Origin of the sequence: Reyranella sp. (genome assembly GCF_004296935.1) — a bacterium.
Lineage (GTDB): Bacteria > Pseudomonadota > Alphaproteobacteria > Reyranellales > Reyranellaceae > Reyranella.
The window spans coordinates 114016-130061 of sequence record NZ_SCVH01000075.1 but is presented as its reverse complement, the minus strand read 5'-3'; the positions used below and the strand labels follow the sequence as shown (position 1 = coordinate 130061).

The following is a 16046-nucleotide window of genomic DNA, read 5'->3' as shown; positions in this document are numbered from 1 at the left end:
CCCGTGTCACGCGCCCACTACTTGTCCAACCAGACGTTGGCGAGATCCTGGTTGAGGTAGTGACTCGGGCTGATCTTCCAGCCCTTGACGTACGAGCGGATCACGAGGATGCGATACCAGTAGGGCGTGACGATGCCGTGCGCCTCGGTGTCGAGCGTGTGCTTCTCGTACGCCCGCATGGCGGCGCGCTGCTTCGCCGGGTCGGTCTCCTGGGTCATCGCGTTGTAGAGCTCGATCGACTTCGGATCGTCATAGTCGCCGTAGCTCTCCGGATAGACCTTCTTCGGCAGGTACTTCGCGGTGTCGAGTACCGGGTTGACCACGCTCTGGCAGTTGGCGTCGACCACGACATCGAACGTGCCGCCGCGCATGGCGGCGAACCACGGGCCGGTCGGTACGACCTTCTGCTCCACGTTGACGCCGATCTTCTTCCACTCGCCGATCAGCCAGGTGCCGACGAACTTGTAGGGCTGGTCGACGTTGCGGTTGGTCAGTTCGAACTTGAGGTTCTCCTGCCCTGCCTCCTTGAGAAGCCGCTTGGCCTCGGCGCGCGACTTCTCGATGTCGGGCCCAAAGCCGGCGATCTGTTGCAGTTCTGCCTTGGTCGCGGCGAGCGGCGAGCCCGGGAAGACGATGCCGCCGGGCGTGCGCACGATGGCGATCTTGCTGAGCGCCGGAGCGCCGCCCCAGTGGTCGACCGCGAGCGACAGCGCGCGGCGCACCCGCACGTCGTCGAACGGCTTTTTCTTGTGGTTGTAGGTGACGATGTTGCCGCAGTTCCAGTCGCTATCCTGGACCACGACATCCTTGCCGGCCTCCTTGACGAGCTGATCGCGGGCCGACGGCGGCATGCCGCGGAACTCCATGGCCGCGCGATCGCCGCGGATCGCCTCGACGCGGACCGACTGCTTGTCGGCGAAGATGCCTTCGATGGCGTCAAGATAGGGCTGACCCTTGTGATAGTAGTCCGGGTTGCGCACGCCCTTGATCGACTGGCCGATCTCGTATGAGCCGAACTTGAACGGGCCGGAACCCATGATGTTCTTCTCGTACCACTTCTGATCCTTGTCGAGGATCTCCTTCTTGTAGATGTAGGTGAAGGGATCGGCGAGCGCGGGCAGGAACGCCGTCGTCGCGCGCTTGAGGCGGAACACGACCGTGTTGTCGTCGGGCGCCTCGATCTTGTCGACCATGGCGTAGTAGGTGACGCGGGCGCTGGTCACACCCGACGGCGGAAAGACGATGCGGTTCCAGCTCGCTGCCACGTCCCTGGCCGTGAGCTTGCTGCCATCGTGCCACTTCACGTCCGGACGGATCTTGAAAGTGTAGGTCTTGCCGTCGTCGGTCGGCTTCGGCATCTCGGTGCAGAGGTCGCAGACGAATTCGGTCGTCGAGGCCGGGTTGTCCGGCGGGACGCGGATCAGCACGCTGTAGAATGGCGCCGTCGCGTGGACCGTGGCGAACGTGGTCTCGCGATGGCCGTCGAAGCTCGGCGGCGAGTCCGCCGGAATCATGAAAACAAGCGTGCCGCCCTTTTTGGGCGTTTGCGCATTGGCGGGGCCCGCAGCGATCGCCGCCACCAGACCGAGTCCGGCCGCCCATAGTCCCAGTCGAACAACCATTGCTTCCTCCTGTTCCGTTGGTTTCTTGCGGTTCCCCGTTCTCTTGCGGTTCCTCGTTCCTCAGTTCACTTCGCTGCAGGCCACCCAATGGCCGGGCCGCAGCTCTCTCAGGACGGGCCTCGCCCGCTTGCAATTCTCGACTGCCTTGGGGCAGCGCGGATGGAAGACGCAGCCCGACGGCGGATTGATCGGACTGGGCACCTCGCCCGGGGCCGGGCGGAAGTCGCGCGTCGCCTCGACGCGGGGATCCGGGATCGGTACCGCGGCCAGCAAAGCCTGGGTGTAGGGATGCAGCGGATTGTCGAACAGCTCGTCGACGGCGGCCATCTCGACGATGCGGCCGAGATACATGACGGCGACCCGCTGGCAGAGATGGCGCACGACCGAGAGATCGTGGGCGATGAAGAGGTAGGTGAGATTGAAGCGCTCGCGCAGATCCTCGAGCAGGTTGACGATCTGCGCCTGGATCGAGACATCGAGGGCCGACACCGCCTCGTCGCAGACGATGAACTCCGGATCGAGGGCGAGCGCGCGGGCGATGCCGACCCGCTGGCGCTGACCGCCCGACATTTCGTGCGGATAGCGGTCGGCAAACTTCGGATCGAGGCCGCACACCGACAAGAGCTCGCGCACGCGCGCGTCGCGCTTGCGCACGTCCGGCTCGACGCCGTGCACCTTGATCGGCTCGCCGATGATATCGCCCACCTTCATGCGCGGATTGAGCGAGCTGTAGGGGTCCTGGAAGATCACCTGCATGCGCCGCCGCAGGCCGACCAGGTCCTTGCGTCCCATGTGGCTGATGTCCTGGCCGTCGAACAGGATCTGGCCGGCGGTCGGCGTCTCGAGCCGCAGGATGCAGCGGCCGGTCGTTGTCTTGCCGCAGCCGCTCTCGCCCACCAGGCCCAGCGTCTCGCCGCGGCCGATCGTGAAGTCGACACCATCGACCGCCTTCACGTCGCCGATCTTGCGCGACAGCACGACGCCCTCGCTGACCGGGAAATGCATGGCCAGGCCTCGGACCTCCAGCAATGGAGCCTCGCTCGCGGCGGCGCTCATGCCGCGACATCCCGCGCGGCGCCAAGTTCGGCGCTGCGGAAGCAGGCGGCGAGATGGCCCGCTTCGCCCGACGCAGCGAGCGACGGGATCGACTGGGCGCATTGCTCGACGGCGAAGCGGCAGCGCGGACGGAAGGCGCAGCCGCCATCGAGTCGCGTAAGGTCCGGTGGCTGGCCCTCCACCGGATCGAGGCGTGCACGGCGCGGCTGGTCGAGGCGCGGCACCGATTTCAGCAGCGCGATCGTATAGGGATGGCGCGGATCGTGATAGATCGCATCGGCCGGGCCCGATTCGACGATGCGGCCGGCATACATCACGTTCACGCGGTGGGCGTAGCGCGCCACCACGCCGAGATTGTGGGTGATGACGATCAGCGCGACGTTGAGCCTGAGCGTCAGCGACTTCATGAGCTCCAGGATCTGCGCCTGGATCGTGACGTCGAGCGCCGTCGTCGGCTCGTCGGCGATGATCAGCTTGGGACTGCAGGCAAGGGCCACCGCGATCATGACGCGCTGGCGCATGCCGCCCGAGAGCTGATGCGGATATTGCCGGAGTCGCCGCGGACCGTCGGCGATGCCGACCAACTCGAGCAGCTCGAGCGCGCGCTTGTCGGCCGCGGCGCGGTCGGCACCCTGGTGCGCTTCCAGCACCTCGGTAATCTGGCGGCCGATGGTCAGCACCGGATTGAGCGAAGTCATCGGCTCCTGGAACACCATGCCGATGTCGCGGCCGCGAATCTGGCGCATCTCCGCTTCGGACAGACTCAGCAGGTCCTTGCCGTCGAAGACGATCTGGCCGCTGGTGATGCGCCCCGGTGGATCGGCGACGAGGCGCAGGATCGAGAGCGCACTAACCGACTTTCCCGAGCCGCTCTCGCCGACAATGGCCACCGTCTCGCCCTGCTCCACGGCAAAGGAGATGCCGTCGACCGCGGGAACGCGGCCGGCTCCGGTACGGAACTCGGTATGGAGTCCCTTTACCTCCAGCAACGGCGGCATGCGGTCTCTCCGTGAAGCCTATGTTCATCCAGCCAACCGTCCGCAAGCGGGCTTGTCCCGCTGTCGAACGGCGTCACAGGGCCCCAAAAGAACCTGTGGGTATCTGCACCGATGGTATGTCTCTACGCGAAGCCTGTTTCCTCATCGCGCTGCCGCCGTCTCAATTTGCCAGCGGGCGCAGCCTCTTCCGGGCTGCGAGAATCGTACGGGAGTGGGCCGCGCACCGCAAGCCGCTTGAGCCAGCCGCCTAAATGAGGGCGCGCGGTCGCCGCGCCAGGAGCGCCGCCGCCACCGCGAACGCCGCCAGGATGCCGAACAGGATCAGCGACCCGGTGTAGTTGCCGCTCCAGTCGCGCAGCATGCCGGACGCCAGCGGGCCCGCCGCCTGTGCCGTCACCTGAAGGGCCAACACCACGCCACGGATCGCGCCGTAGCTTTCGCGGCCGAAATAGTCGGCCCAGGCCATGGGCAGCAGCATCATGACGCCGCCGATTCCCACGCCGAACACTCCGGCGGCGAGGATGGCGGTGAGCGCCGAGGAAACGCCGATCAGGCCGAGGCTGCCGATGCAGAGGCAGACAGCCGACGCCGCCATCAGGTAGCGCACCGGCCAGCTCCGCGGCAGGAAGCCGATACCGAAGCTCGCGACCGCCGAGAGCGCGGAGAAGATCGCGATCACCGTTGCAGCCTGGATCGGCGGGATGCCGCGTTCGATCAGATGCGGCGCCTGATGCAGGCTCACACCCGCCTGCACGGGATAGACCAGCACGGTGTAGAGCGAGAGCAGCCAGAAGGCCGGTGTGCGCATCGCCTCGGCCCGGCTCCAGCGCGGCTCGACGAGCGGCGGGGCATCGCCGGTGACGAGCCGGTCGGGCTGCAGGCCGACATCCTCCGGTCGCCGCACCAGCAGCAGCCAGCATGGCACGAAGCCCACGATCAGCACCGTGGCGCCGACCGCGATCCAGCCGGCGCGCCAGTCGGCGCCGGTCTCTGCCTGGCCCATGGCGAGCTGCGCGATCAGCGGCAGGGCCACGAGACCAGACATCTGTGCGAGCGTCGCGATCGAGGTGGCAACGGCGCGACGGGCCACGAACCAGTTGTTCAGCGCGCCGTAGAGGCCGAGATCGAACGGCCCCGCCCAGACCATGCGCGCGAAGCAGAACAGAACGTAGAACAGGAGCAACGACTGGATGAGCGACAGCGCCATGCAGGCGACACCGGTGCCGGCCACGGCAAGGCAGAGCACCAGCCGCGCGCCGCGGCGATCGACGAAGGGTCCGATCATCGGCGAGATGACGGCCGCCAGCAGCCCGCCCAGCGACACCGCGCCCGACATCTCCGTGCGCGACCAGCCGAACGCGTCGGTCATGGGCACGACGAAGATCGAGAGCACGGCGACGGCCGGACCCTGCCGCGCGAAGCCCGCGAGGCAGATGCAGCCCAACACCACCCAGCCATAGAAGAACGGCAGCCGCGGGATCAGGAACCGAGGCAGGGGCGGTGCTTGCATCTGGCTTACGCGAAGGTCGCGGTGGCCTGCGCGGCAATGGTGCCCTTGGGCGTCACAGTCCAGAGCTCGGCGCCACCCACTTTGCCTTGGCCGTCGGCAGTCGGCCGGCCGATCGCGTCGAACGGCGCCGTATCGAACAGCGGCGCGCGGGCGCGGATGGCGAAGGTCTTGATCTTGCGACCGGGTGCGGAGTCGCGCAGCAGGTCGAACAGGCATTGCTGGGCGAAGGGCCCGTGCACGACGAGGCCGGGATAGCCCTCGGTCTCGATGCAGTAGGTGCGGTCGTAGTGGATGCGGTGCGGATTGAAGGTGAGCGCGGAATAGCGGAACAGCATCACCGGATCGACCTTGAAGGTGCGCCGCCACGGCACGTCCGCAGGCGCGGCCTCGCGCACCGGCACACCGCTCTTGTCACCCGCCTTCACCTCCTCACGGAACACGGTGTTGGCGACTTCCGTCACCGCCAGGCCGCGCGGCGTGTAGATGCGGCGGGTCTGACTGGTGACGATCAGGTTGCCGGTGGCGCCGCTCCTGAGCTGCACATCGGAGAACTCGGTCTCGCGCCGGAGCTTGTCGCCGACCCTGATGTCGCCCTCGAAGGTGAAGGTCGAGCCGGCATACATGCGCCGCGGCAGCGGGATCTTGGGCAATACGCCGCCTTCGGTCGGCAGGCCATCCTCCGCCAGCACGTGGCGGCGCGCGTAGGAATGGAGAAAGCAGAGATGCCAACCCGGCGCGATCGGCTCGCCTTCGGCCGGCACCTTGTCCTGGCGGTCGAAGGTGGCGATCATGCCCTTGAGCGGCGCCTGGGTGACGACGTCCTCGTCCTCGATCTTGCGGCCGAGTTCCTTCTTCAGCGGTTCGATGTCGATTGTCATGGCGCTTCCTCCGGGCTTTGCGGCAGCGTAACCAATCCCGGCATGATTCGCGCGGCCCGTCCCCATGAAATTCCGCTGCTGCCGCAGATCGAAAACGCGGCCGACGAGCGCTATCGCCGCGTCGGCCTCGACCTCGTCATCCATATGCCCCCACATAGCCTGGCGTCGCTGGAATGCGGCCACCGCCACGACCTGCTTTGGGTGGCCACCTCGCCGCTGAACCGCGTCGTCGGCTTCGTCCTGATGGAGATCAAGGGTGGAACCGCCTGGATCGAGCAGCTCTCGGTCCTCGACCGCTGGCAGGGCCGCGGACTCGGTGCAACGCTGATCGACCGCTCTGCCGCCGCGGCGCGAGCGCTCGGCCATCAAGCCCTCTATCTCACGACCTATCGCGACGTGCCATGGAACGAGCCGTTCTACCGGCGGCGCGGCTTCGTCGAGGTAAAGCGCGGCAATCTTCCGCCGGCGCTACGCCGCGTGCTGCTCACCGAGATCGGGCACGGCCACCCGTCCTGGCGGCGCGCCGTGATGCGCCGCTCACTCGGCGGCGACGGCTAGCCCCATCTGCTCGCAGGTCGGCGCCACATCGGAGACGGTGGCGCGGCGCATGTCGCGGGCGTAGCGCTGGTCGTCGAAGTCCATGCCACGATGCATGGTGCAGCGATCATCCCAAATCACCAGATCGTTCACCCGCCAGCGATGGCTGTAGACGAACTGGCGCTGGGTGGCGTGGTTGGTCAGTTCCTCGACCAGCGCCTTGGCCTCGGCATCGTCCATGCCGCGGATCGCGCCGATGTGGCTGGCGATATAGAGGCTCATGCGACCGGAATCCTGCAGCCGACGCGCCATCACCTGCGGCACCGGCCTGAAAGCCTCGCGCTCGCCCTCGTCGAAGTCGGCGAAGCCCAGCTTGGCGCGGGAGTGCATGATCGAATGCTCGGCCACCAGTCCCTCGATCCGGCGCTTGGTGGCGTCGGGCAAGGCATCGTAGGCTGCGCGCATGTCGGCGAATTCGGTATGGCCGCCGATCGGCGGGATCGACCGGGCGTGCAGCAGGGAACAATAGGCGGGCAGCCGCTTGAACGAGGAATCGGTGTGCCAGAGCCGGTTGCCGAGATTGTACAGTCGCTGGCGGTCGTTGGTGGTGAGGATCCTGTTCTCGGCGTCGAGATTGCCGACGTCGGCCATATTCTCGTGCAGGCGCAGCTTGTGTTCCTTGCGCGCCTTGAACACCGTTGTCTCGAGCGGGCCGAAATTGCGCGCGAAGTCGAGCTGGCTGTCGTCGTCGAAGTGCTGGTCCGGAAAGACCAATACGGCATACCTGGTGAAGGCGGCACGGATCGCCGCGAGATCATCGGGGCCAAGCGGCCGGGCGAGATCGACATCGCCCACTTCGGCGGCGAAACTCGGCGTGGTCGGCTGGACGGTGATGGCCATGTTCTCCTCCCGGCCCGTTGTTTCCGGTCGATTGGAGCACCTAAAGGACATTCCGGCAATCGCGGGATATGATGGCAGCCATGATCGAGAAGCAGGAAGTTCAGGAAATCTTTCCGACCCCGTTGTGGATCGTCGACCTGAAGCCAGTGGCGGCGGCGGCGCTGAATATCGGGCTCAAGGCCGAGATCGAGCGCCTGATCGCGCCCCGACCCAACATCCCGGCCGGCAGCAATTGGCAGACTCCGCAGGACCTCCACACCAGGCCGGCCTTCGCCGAGTTCGTTAAGCTGGTCGAGACGGCAACGCGGGGTGTCACCCGCTTCCTGCAGGTCGATCAATATGCGATGGGCATCACCGGCTGCTGGGCGAACGTCAATCCGCCGGGCGCCTACCACCCGATGCATCATCACCCGAACAACTACCTGAGCGGCGTCTATTACGTGGCAATTCCGGCGCCCGGCTCGCAGATCTTCTTCCAGGACCCGCGCGGACAGGCCTCGATGATCATGCCCAAGCCGCGGCAGTACACCCGGCTCACCGCCAACGGCGCCCATGCCCAGAGCAAGGAGGGCCGGCTGGTAATCTTCCCGTCGTGGCTGAAGCACACCGTGCCGGCCAACGACGGCAAGAGCGAGCGCATCAGCATTTCGTTCAATCTCATGTTCAAGAACTTCAGCGAGACCATGGCGGCGCCCCTGTGGGACGCGACCGCGGGCAAGGAAAAGAGCTGAGCCATGCTTCAGGATCGTTATGGCAATGACCTGACCACGACCTCGACGGTCGCGCGCGACGCTTACCTGGCCGGCGTCGACAGCCTGATGGCGGCCACTCCCGGGATGGACACGGCCTTCCAGGCCGCGGTGACAGCCGACGAAGGCTTTGCGCTCGGCCACATCTCGCTCGCCCGTGCCAAACAGCTTCTGGGGCGCGGCCACGAAGCGAAGGCGCCGCTCGCCCGGGCACGCGAGCTGGCAGAGGCCGCGACGCCGCGCGAGCAAAGCCAGATCGCCATCTTCGAGAAGATCCTGACCGGCCAGGGTGCGGCCGCGCTCGAGGCGATCCACGAGCACATGAAGAGCTGGCCGCGCGACGCCATGGCGCTGGCGCCGGCGACCAGCGTGTTCGGCCTGATCGGCTTCTCTGGCAAGGCCGGCCGCGAGGTCGACCAGCTCGCCCTCCTCGAGCCGTTCGAAAGGCACTATGGCGACGACTGGTGGTACCGCACCCAGCTTGCCTTCGCGCAGATCGAGCTGCAGATGTTCGACGAGGGCCAGCGCAACATCGACCAGGCCCTCGCCGGCTATCCCAGCAGCGCCCATGCCGCGCACATCCGCGGCCACCTGTTCTACGAACTGGGCGAGCGCGAGGCCGGCCTCGCCTTCCTGACGGACTGGATGAGTGACTATCCGCGCGACGGCCTCATGCATTGCCACAACAGCTGGCACCTCGCCCTGTGGTCGCTGGAGACCGGACGCACCGCGCAGGCGTGGCGCATCTACGACGACGCGCTCAGCCCTGCGGCCGCGTGGGGACCACAGGTCAACGTCGCGACCGATTGCGCCGCCTTCCTCGCCCGCGCCGAGATGGCCGGCGAGCCGCGCCGTCCCGAGCGGTGGCGCGAACTCGCCGACTACGCCACCAAGTGGTTCCCCAGGACCGGCCTCGGCTTCGTCGACATGCACACGGCGCTCGCCTACGCCATGGCGGGCGATGGTGAGACGCTGGCCAAGTTCGTCGAAAGCCCGCGCGGCGCCACCGCCGACATGCTGCAGCCGATGGCCAGCGGCTTCGAGGCCTTTGCGCAGGGCAACTGGGTTCGCGCCGCGGCGGAGATCGAGCCGCTGCTGGCGACGCACGAGCGCCTGGGCGGCAGCCGCGCCCAGCGCGACCTGCTCGAGTATCTGGTGACGTCGGCGATGCTGCGGGCCGGTCGCGCCGAGGAGGCACGGTCTTTTATTTCAAGGCGCCGTCCGCAGAACGGCAGGGGCAGCGGCTTTCCGCTAGCTGGACTCTAGCCGCCGATCCCGAATTCCTCGGCGATCAGCTCATAGGAGCGTTTGCGCTTGGCGAAGTCGAAGCAGATCGTCACGACCATGATCTCGTCGACCTGGTAGCGGGCGGCGTGTTCCTCGAGGCCGGCACGCACCGTCCTGGGCGAGCCGACGAGCGAGCGGCGGCGCATCGAGGTGAGAAAGGTTTCCACGCGCGGATCCCTGGCGGCCTCCAGCGCCTCCTCGACGGAGGGTATGGGGCCGGGATTGCCGGTGGTGCGCAGGCGCATTGCCCAGACATCTCGGCTCTTGGCCAGCAGATCGGCTTCCTCGTCGGTCTCCGCACACAGCACGCCCATCGCCATCAGCGGCATCGGCTGCGCGTGAAGCGCCGAGGGCCTGAAATGGGCGCGATAGGCGCGTGTCACACCGTCGCCGCCGTCGGGATTTATGAAATGGGCGAAGCAGAACGGCAGGCCAAAGTGCGCCGCGAGCGCCGCGCTATCGTCGCTTGAGCCCAGCAGCCAGACATCCGGTGCGCTCTCGCCCACCGGTTGGGCCGTGACGCCACGGCCGGCATGGTCGTTGGGCAGTGCATCGCCGAGCCACGCCACGAGATCGCGCACCTGGACCGGGTAGTTGTCGGCATTGCTCCAGTTGGACTTGCCGTCGGCCAGGATGCGCATGGTGCGCTGGTCGCTGCCCGGCGCACGTCCAACGCCGAGATCGATGCGGCCGGGAAACAGCGTCTCCAACATGCGGAAATTCTCCGCCACCTTGTAGGCGCTGTAGTGCGGCAGCATGACGCCGCCCGACCCGACCCGGATGCGTTCGGTGAGGCCAGCCACGCGGGCGATCAGCACCTCCGGCGTCGAGCCTGCCAGCGCCTCGCTGCTGTGGTGTTCGGCCAGCCAATAACGGACATAGCCCAGGCGGTCGCAGAGCTGTGCCAGCTCGAGGGTTTCGCGCACGGCGTCGGCCGCCGTACCACCCTTGCGGATCGGCGACTGGTCGAGAACGCTGAGGCGCAGCGACAAAGGCGTCAGAGGCCCTTCTTGCCTATCGCCAGGAACTTGTCCTGCCGGCGCCGGCGCAAGGCATCGGCGTCATACTGCGACAGCTCGGTGATCGCCTCGGACACCACCTTGCCCACCAGGTCGATCGTCTCGTCGGCGCCGCGATGGGCGCCGCCCATCGGCTCGGGGATGACTTCGTCGATCACTTCGAGCTTCTTGAGGTCGCCCGCGGTTACCTTCATCGCTTCGGCCGCGTCCTGGGCATTGGCCGCGTCACGCCACAGGATCGAGGCACAGCCCTCCGGCGTGATCACCGAGTAGATGGAATTCTCCAGCATGTAGACGCGGTCGGCCGAGGCGATGGCGAGCGCGCCACCCGAGCCGCCCTCGCCGATGATCACGCTGACCATCGGCACGCCGAGCGAGAGACAGGTATCGATGGTGCTCGCCACGGCCTCCGCCACGCCGCGGGCCTCGGACTCCACGCCCGGGAAGGCGCCGGGCGTATCGACCAGGGTCACGACCGGCATCCCGAAGCGGTCGGCAAGCTTCATCAGGCGCTGCGCCTTGCGGTATCCCTCGGGCCGCGCCATGCCGAAATTGTGCTTGATGCGGCCTTCGGTATCTTCGCCTTTCTCCTGGCCGAGGACGACGACGCTGCGACCGTCCAGCCGGCCGATGCCACCCACGATGGCGGCGTCCTCGCCGAACGCACGGTCGCCTGCAAGGGGCATGTAGTTCGAGATCAGCCGGTCGATATAGCGTTGGGCGTGCGGGCGCTCGGCATGGCGCGCCACCTGTACCCGTTGCCACGGCGTCAGCTTGGCGTAGGTCGCGCGCAGCAGCTTGTCGACCTTGGCCTGCAGGCGCATCACTTCCTCGGCGATATCGACGTCACCGCTGTTGGGAAGATGCCTGAGTTCGGAGATCTTGCTTTCGAGCTCCGCGATCGGCTTCTCGAATTCGAGATAAGTGGTCATTGAATTTCAGGTGTCGCCCGGCATCCGAATCCTGTCAACCGGCGGCTTCAGCCAATCGGCCTGCGCCTGCGGCGAGCCAGCGGATGATGATCTTCCACAAGCGCGCGCAACTTTTCCGGCACGACATGCGTATAGATCTGGGTCGTGGCGATGTCGGCATGACCCAGCATGAGCTGGACGCTGCGCAGGTCGGCGCCGGCTTCCAGCAGATGGCTTGCGAAGGCATGACGCAGCACATGCGGCGACACGCGCGCCGGATCGATGCCGGCGGCCAGTGCCGCCTCCTTCAACAGCTGGGCGAACCGCTGACGCGTCAAATGCCCGGTACGGCCACGCGACGGGAAGAGATAGCGCGAGGTTTCGCCCTCCGCGAGCGCCCCAGCGCGCATGTGCAGCCACTTCGCGATCGCGACGCGGGCCGGATCGGAGAGCGGCACCTGTCGATCCTTGTCGCCCTTGCCGCGCACCACCAGCATCGTGGGATCGCGCTCGGCCGCCGCGAGCGGCAGCGCCACCAACTCCGAGACGCGCAAGCCCGAGCCATAGAGGATCTCTAGCAAGGTCTCCATGCGGCCGCCGTCCTCGCCACCCCTGGCCTGGGCCGCCTCGATCAGACGGTCGACCTCGACGCGCGACATCACCTTGGGCAGCGGCCGGCCCAGCCGCGGCGAGTCGAGGGTGCTCGCGGGATCGTCCTCGCGCAGCCGTTCGGCCAGGAGGAACCGGAAGAACTGGCGCATCACCGACAGCCGGCGGGCCACCGTTCCCGGCGTCATGCCGAGGTAGTCGAGCGACTTCAGGTAGGCCCGCAAAGCCGGCGCATCGGCCGTCGCCGGCCCCTGCTTGCGGCGGCCGAGAAAGGTCAGCAGATCCCGAAGATCACTGCGATAGGCGGTCTCGGTGTTCTTCGAGGAGCCACGCTCCGCCGTCAGCATTTCGATGAATGCCTCGGCCTCGCGGGCCAGCGGCGGTGCGGGCTTGCGCTTCACAGCCCGTGGGCGATCGCCGTCTCGACCGCGAACAGCCGCCCGGCGTGATCCTCGCCGACCTGGCGTAGCGCCCGCACGATGGCACCGACCGCCGCGGGATGGAGCTCGATCAGCGGCGTCTCGCCGATCGCGATCGAGGCCAGCAGGGCCGTCTCGGCGCGCCGCCGCCCCGAGGCCGCAGCCTGGAGGGCCTGCATGGTGGCGGCGGAAGGCGAGACCAGGCGGGCGTTGGCCGGCGGCGCTTCAGGCAGCTGGGTGGAGCCGCGCGGCACGTCAATGCCGGTGGCACGGAACAGCTCGAGCAGGAGGTTGCCGCGCAACGGCGCGCGCGACGCATCGTCCTGGCGCATCACCTCGTACCAGCGATTGACGTCCTCGGCCGGCAACTGCTTGGGATCGTCGATGCCGGCGATGGCGACCAACGGCATCAGCCGATCGAGCGCATTCGTGGCGCGGGCATTGTCGCGGGCGGCGCTGAGCGCGAGCTTCGTCCACGCCTTGGTCTGTTGCTTGTCGCCCAGCAGAAGGAATCCGCGCATCGCCTCCTGGGCGATGTTGGCGAACTGCGGCTGGGCTGGAATGTTGAGCAGCCCGATGGCGCTGGCACGCGCGATGGTGGGAAACAGCGAGCTGCCGCGCGCCTCGCCGTAGACCGCGATGATGGAGTTCACGACCTCCTGGGGATTGGCGGCGCGGCGGGCGTCGTAGACGAGCTTGGCGCGCCGCGCCATCGCCGGCGGCAGCACGACGCGGTCGCGCAGGGCCTCGATGTAGAGATCGCCCAGCTTCGTCGCCTCGATGATGGCCAGCGCCTCGCCACGTTCGGCAATATCGAGCCGCATTGGCATCGGCAGGGTGCGATGGGCGACCAGCGACCGCATCAGCGGTGGATGCGTCGTCTTGAGCACCGAGACCGGCGGCTGCACATAGGCGAGATCGAGCATGACCATCGCCGGGCCATCGAGCTGCGTCGGCGGCGCTGCCGAGGGCGGCAGGCCGCCGGCCGCGACCTCGACCAGCTTGGCCAGCAAGGGATCGTTGCCGCGCAACGCCGCCGCCGCCGCCATTGCACCGCCATTGTCACCGCCCGCGACCATGCAGGCCACGTCGGCCCGGCGCTTGAACGGTTCGGCGATCGGATGGCTGCGCGCGATCGCGCAAGCGCCTTCCTTTTCCCCCGCCATCATCAGGGAGTCGACCACGACGGCGGCGATCGCCGGGTCGGCGTAGCCGCCCGCCGACCGCACCATCTCGTTCAAGCTCTCGGCCTCGCCCATCGCGGCCAGGCGCTCGACCTTGCGGGCGAACAGGGTGGGCGGCGGGCTGCCATCGGGCGGGGGCGGGTTGAGCTGGCTCACCAATACCTTGAACTGCACATCGCGAAGCGCGCGGCTGCGCGGGGCGGCCGGCAACGCCGAAACCAGCCGTTTGGCCGTGGCCAGTGAAGTGCCCGACCAGGCGTCGGGCGGCATGCCGCCGGTGCTCACCGCAAGGAAGCCCGTCGGGCGGCCGTCAAAATTGATGGTTTGCGCCCAAGCCGCCAGCGCGAACGAAGCCAGGCCGATCGCCCCAGCGGAAAGAAGGCTAGCGCGCAAAGCGTTCATTGGACACAGGGACCTCGAAATGGCGCAACGGCGGGCGTGGCTCGATGACTGCCAGCGCCACCAGCCCGGCAATCAGCAGACCGACGACGACGACCGCCACCACCGGGCCAAGCCTCAGGGTGGGGACACGAAAATGGTTTCGGGAGCGGAACAGGGCCACGGCGCGGGCAAACTACCCGGCTGCCGCCTAAGCGGCAATTGCCCTGGAAGCCAGTCGCTTGAAACGGCGGGCAGAATGGGCGACATGCTTGCTTGCAGTCGTCATGGACGCCCCTCCCCCCTTCTCCGTGCCGCGCACCGTCGCCCTTGTGGGCCTGATGGGCGCGGGCAAGAGCGCGATCGGCAAGCGGCTGGCGGCACGCCTCGGCCTGCCGTTCGTCGACGCCGACGACGAGATCGAGCATGCCGCGGGCTGCACCATCGGTGAATTCTTCGAGAAATACGGCGAGGCCGAGTTCCGTACCGGCGAGCGCCGCGTCATCGCCCGCCTGCTCGACAGGCCGCCGCACGTGCTGTCGACCGGTGGCGGCGCGTATATGGATGCCGAAACGCGGGCCTTGATGCGCGCCAAGGCGGTGACCGTGTGGCTGCGCGCCGACCTCGATGTGCTGTTCGACCGTGTCCGGCGGCGAGCTCACCGGCCACTCTTGCGCCAGGGCGACCCCAGGGAGATTCTCGGCAACCTCATGACACAGCGTTACCCCGTCTATGCCGAGGCCGACATCGTCGTCGATTCGACCGCGCAGCCCGCCGACCGCACGACCGACCAGACGATCGAGGCATTGCGGACCTACCTGCAGGCCCAACCCACGGAAACGCCGAAATGAACGCCCCCCTGAACGCGTTGCGCATCGTCCATGTCGATCTCGCCGGCCGCGGCTACGACATCGCCATCGGGCCCGGCCTCATCGACCGCGCCGGTGCGCTCAGCGCCGGTTTGCTGGCCGCGCCACGCGTGACGATCGTGAGCGACGAAACCGTGGCGTCTCTCTATGGCGAGCGCCTCGCCGCCTCGTTCCGCAACGCCGGCGTCGCCGCCAACCTGGTCACCGTTCCGGCGGGCGAGCGCAGCAAGGAGTTCGCCTCCTTCGGACATCTGATGAACGAGTTGCTCGACCGCCGCCCCGACCGCAAATCGACGCTGGTGGCCTTGGGCGGCGGCGTGGTAGGCGACCTCACCGGGTTCGCAGCGTCGGTGCTGCTGCGCGGCGTCGATTTCATCCAGGTGCCGACGACGCTGCTCGCCCAGGTCGACTCCTCGGTAGGCGGCAAGACCGGCATCAACACGCGTCACGGCAAGAACCTCGTGGGTACGTTCTATCAGCCACGGCTGGTGCTGGCCGATACCGGCGTGCTCGACACGCTGCCCCGACGCGAGCTTCTGGCCGGCTACGCCGAAGTGGCGAAGTACGGGCTGATCGACGATCCCGCATTCTTCACGTGGTGCGAAAAGAACGGCGCGGCGGTCCTGGCCGGCGACGCCGCCGCCCGCGCCCATGCCATCGAGCAGAGCTGCCTTGCCAAGGCGCGCATCGTTGCCGCCGACGAGCGCGAGACCACCGATCTGCGCGCGCTCCTCAATCTCGGCCACACCTTCGGCCATGCGCTGGAAGCCGAGACCGGCTTCGGTCCCGACCTGCTACATGGCGAGGCGGTGGCCGCCGGCATGGCGATGGCGTTCGACCTGTCGGTCCGCCTCGGGCTCTGCCCGACGGCGGATGCCGCCCGCGTGCGCGCCCATCTAGGCGGCGTCGGGCTGCCGATGCGGCTGCGCTCGATCGGCGGCGACAACCGGCGGGTCTGGGAAGCGGCCCGCCTGATCGGCCACATGCGCGGCGACAAGAAGGCCGAGAGCGGCAAGCTCGCCTTCATCCTGGCGCGCGGCATAGGCGGTGCGTTCGTGAGCCGCGACGTCGACGAGGCCGTCCTGCACGACCTTCTCACCGACGCCGTCGCGGCCTAGCC

General features: G+C 67.7%; 16 protein-coding genes. 5 read left to right on the top strand and 11 right to left on the bottom strand.

The genetic code is table 11. The annotated features are described in order from the left end of the window. Positions 1–17: 17 nt before the first annotated feature. From EPO55_RS10505 to EPO55_RS10485, 5 genes are all read right to left on the bottom strand, one after another. A complete protein-coding gene (locus EPO55_RS10505) occupies positions 18–1622 on the bottom strand; it encodes an ABC transporter substrate-binding protein (protein WP_296336696.1) in 1605 nt (534 codons plus the stop codon). 60 nt (positions 1623–1682) lie between these two features. After that, positions 1683–2678: an ABC transporter ATP-binding protein gene (locus tag EPO55_RS10500; protein WP_296336695.1), complete on the bottom strand. Its 996-nt coding sequence runs from the start codon at positions 2676–2678 to the stop codon at positions 1683–1685. After that, the gene (locus EPO55_RS10495) at positions 2675–3676 is read right to left on the bottom strand and encodes an ABC transporter ATP-binding protein (protein WP_296336693.1); all 1002 of its coding nucleotides are present in this window, start codon (positions 3674–3676) and stop codon (positions 2675–2677) included. The genes EPO55_RS10500 and EPO55_RS10495 overlap by 4 nt, the downstream gene beginning before the upstream one ends. Before the next feature lie 247 nt (positions 3677–3923). After that, positions 3924–5186 carry an MFS transporter gene (locus tag EPO55_RS10490; RefSeq protein WP_296336692.1) on the bottom strand — a complete coding sequence of 421 codons (1263 nt, stop codon included), beginning with the start codon at positions 5184–5186 and terminating at the stop codon, positions 3924–3926. 5 nt (positions 5187–5191) lie between these two features. After that, positions 5192–6064: a MaoC family dehydratase N-terminal domain-containing protein gene (locus EPO55_RS10485; RefSeq protein ID WP_296336690.1), complete on the bottom strand. Its 873-nt coding sequence runs from the start codon at positions 6062–6064 to the stop codon at positions 5192–5194. Between the two features lie 42 nt (positions 6065–6106). Between EPO55_RS10485 and EPO55_RS10480 the strand changes: the two genes are divergently transcribed. Then, positions 6107–6622, top strand: coding sequence for a GNAT family N-acetyltransferase (locus EPO55_RS10480; RefSeq protein ID WP_296336688.1), 516 nt, complete (start codon positions 6107–6109; stop codon positions 6620–6622). Here the strand turns inward: EPO55_RS10480 and EPO55_RS10475 are convergent. After that, the gene (locus tag EPO55_RS10475; RefSeq protein WP_296336687.1) at positions 6602–7501 is read right to left on the bottom strand and encodes a TauD/TfdA family dioxygenase; all 900 of its coding nucleotides are present in this window, start codon (positions 7499–7501) and stop codon (positions 6602–6604) included. The two genes, EPO55_RS10480 and EPO55_RS10475, sit on opposite strands and share 21 nt — an antisense overlap. Before the next feature lie 80 nt (positions 7502–7581). On the opposite strand from EPO55_RS10475, the gene EPO55_RS10470 reads away from it, so the two are divergent. After that, on the top strand, positions 7582–8232 hold the full coding sequence (locus tag EPO55_RS10470) for a TIGR02466 family protein (protein ID WP_296336686.1): 651 nt from the start codon (positions 7582–7584) through the stop codon (positions 8230–8232). A 3-nt stretch (positions 8233–8235) separates the two neighbouring features. Continuing rightward, positions 8236–9516: a tetratricopeptide repeat protein gene (locus tag EPO55_RS10465; RefSeq protein ID WP_296336685.1), complete on the top strand. Its 1281-nt coding sequence runs from the start codon at positions 8236–8238 to the stop codon at positions 9514–9516. Here EPO55_RS10465 and EPO55_RS10460 read toward each other — a convergent pair. Genes EPO55_RS10460 through EPO55_RS10440 form a run of 5 tightly spaced genes read right to left on the bottom strand, consistent with a single transcriptional unit; the run spans position 9513 to position 14241 of the window. Further along, entirely contained in the window at positions 9513–10529 is a 1017-nt protein-coding gene (locus tag EPO55_RS10460; RefSeq protein WP_296336684.1) for an LLM class flavin-dependent oxidoreductase, read from the bottom strand. The two genes, EPO55_RS10465 and EPO55_RS10460, sit on opposite strands and share 4 nt — an antisense overlap. Positions 10530–10534: 5 nt before the next feature. Next, on the bottom strand, positions 10535–11488 hold the full coding sequence (locus tag EPO55_RS10455; protein WP_296336683.1) for an acetyl-CoA carboxylase carboxyltransferase subunit alpha: 954 nt from the start codon (positions 11486–11488) through the stop codon (positions 10535–10537). 47 nt (positions 11489–11535) lie between these two features. Further along, the gene (locus EPO55_RS10450) at positions 11536–12477 is read right to left on the bottom strand and encodes a site-specific tyrosine recombinase XerD (protein ID WP_296336682.1); all 942 of its coding nucleotides are present in this window, start codon (positions 12475–12477) and stop codon (positions 11536–11538) included. Next, the gene (locus EPO55_RS10445) at positions 12474–14081 is read right to left on the bottom strand and encodes a hypothetical protein (protein ID WP_296336680.1); all 1608 of its coding nucleotides are present in this window, start codon (positions 14079–14081) and stop codon (positions 12474–12476) included. The genes EPO55_RS10450 and EPO55_RS10445 overlap by 4 nt, the downstream gene beginning before the upstream one ends. Then, complete coding sequence (locus EPO55_RS10440) at positions 14062–14241, bottom strand: hypothetical protein (protein ID WP_296336679.1); 180 nt, start codon at positions 14239–14241, stop codon at positions 14062–14064. Before EPO55_RS10440 ends, EPO55_RS10445 begins: the two co-directional genes overlap by 20 nt. Positions 14242–14344: 103 nt before the next feature. Between EPO55_RS10440 and EPO55_RS10435 the strand changes: the two genes are divergently transcribed. Together EPO55_RS10435 and aroB are read left to right on the top strand one after the other, a co-directional pair. After that, the gene (locus EPO55_RS10435) at positions 14345–14908 is read left to right on the top strand and encodes a shikimate kinase (RefSeq protein ID WP_296336678.1); all 564 of its coding nucleotides are present in this window, start codon (positions 14345–14347) and stop codon (positions 14906–14908) included. Further along, a complete protein-coding gene (gene aroB, locus EPO55_RS10430) occupies positions 14905–16044 on the top strand; it encodes a 3-dehydroquinate synthase (protein WP_296336677.1) in 1140 nt (379 codons plus the stop codon). Before EPO55_RS10435 ends, aroB begins: the two co-directional genes overlap by 4 nt. The last annotated feature ends 2 nt before the right edge of the window (positions 16045–16046 follow it).

What these genes read in the sequence shown, in the direction of transcription:
- EPO55_RS10505 (WP_296336696.1), bottom strand. Translation starts at nt 1,622, where the DNA reads ATGGTTGTTCGACTGGGACTATGGGCGGCCGGACTCGGTCTGGTGGCG.
- EPO55_RS10500 (WP_296336695.1), bottom strand. Translation starts at nt 2,678, where the DNA reads ATGAGCGCCGCCGCGAGCGAGGCTCCATTGCTGGAGGTCCGAGGCCTG.
- EPO55_RS10495 (WP_296336693.1), bottom strand. Translation starts at nt 3,676, where the DNA reads ATGCCGCCGTTGCTGGAGGTAAAGGGACTCCATACCGAGTTCCGTACC.
- EPO55_RS10490 (WP_296336692.1), bottom strand. Translation starts at nt 5,186, where the DNA reads ATGCAAGCACCGCCCCTGCCTCGGTTCCTGATCCCGCGGCTGCCGTTC.
- EPO55_RS10485 (WP_296336690.1), bottom strand. Translation starts at nt 6,064, where the DNA reads ATGACAATCGACATCGAACCGCTGAAGAAGGAACTCGGCCGCAAGATC.
- EPO55_RS10480 (WP_296336688.1), top strand. Translation starts at nt 6,107, where the DNA reads ATGATTCGCGCGGCCCGTCCCCATGAAATTCCGCTGCTGCCGCAGATC.
- EPO55_RS10475 (WP_296336687.1), bottom strand. Translation starts at nt 7,501, where the DNA reads ATGGCCATCACCGTCCAGCCGACCACGCCGAGTTTCGCCGCCGAAGTG.
- EPO55_RS10470 (WP_296336686.1), top strand. Translation starts at nt 7,582, where the DNA reads ATGATCGAGAAGCAGGAAGTTCAGGAAATCTTTCCGACCCCGTTGTGG.
- EPO55_RS10465 (WP_296336685.1), top strand. Translation starts at nt 8,236, where the DNA reads ATGCTTCAGGATCGTTATGGCAATGACCTGACCACGACCTCGACGGTC.
- EPO55_RS10455 (WP_296336683.1), bottom strand. Translation starts at nt 11,488, where the DNA reads ATGACCACTTATCTCGAATTCGAGAAGCCGATCGCGGAGCTCGAAAGC.
- EPO55_RS10445 (WP_296336680.1), bottom strand. Translation starts at nt 14,081, where the DNA reads ATGAACGCTTTGCGCGCTAGCCTTCTTTCCGCTGGGGCGATCGGCCTG.
- EPO55_RS10435 (WP_296336678.1), top strand. Translation starts at nt 14,345, where the DNA reads ATGGACGCCCCTCCCCCCTTCTCCGTGCCGCGCACCGTCGCCCTTGTG.
- aroB (WP_296336677.1), top strand. Translation starts at nt 14,905, where the DNA reads ATGAACGCCCCCCTGAACGCGTTGCGCATCGTCCATGTCGATCTCGCC.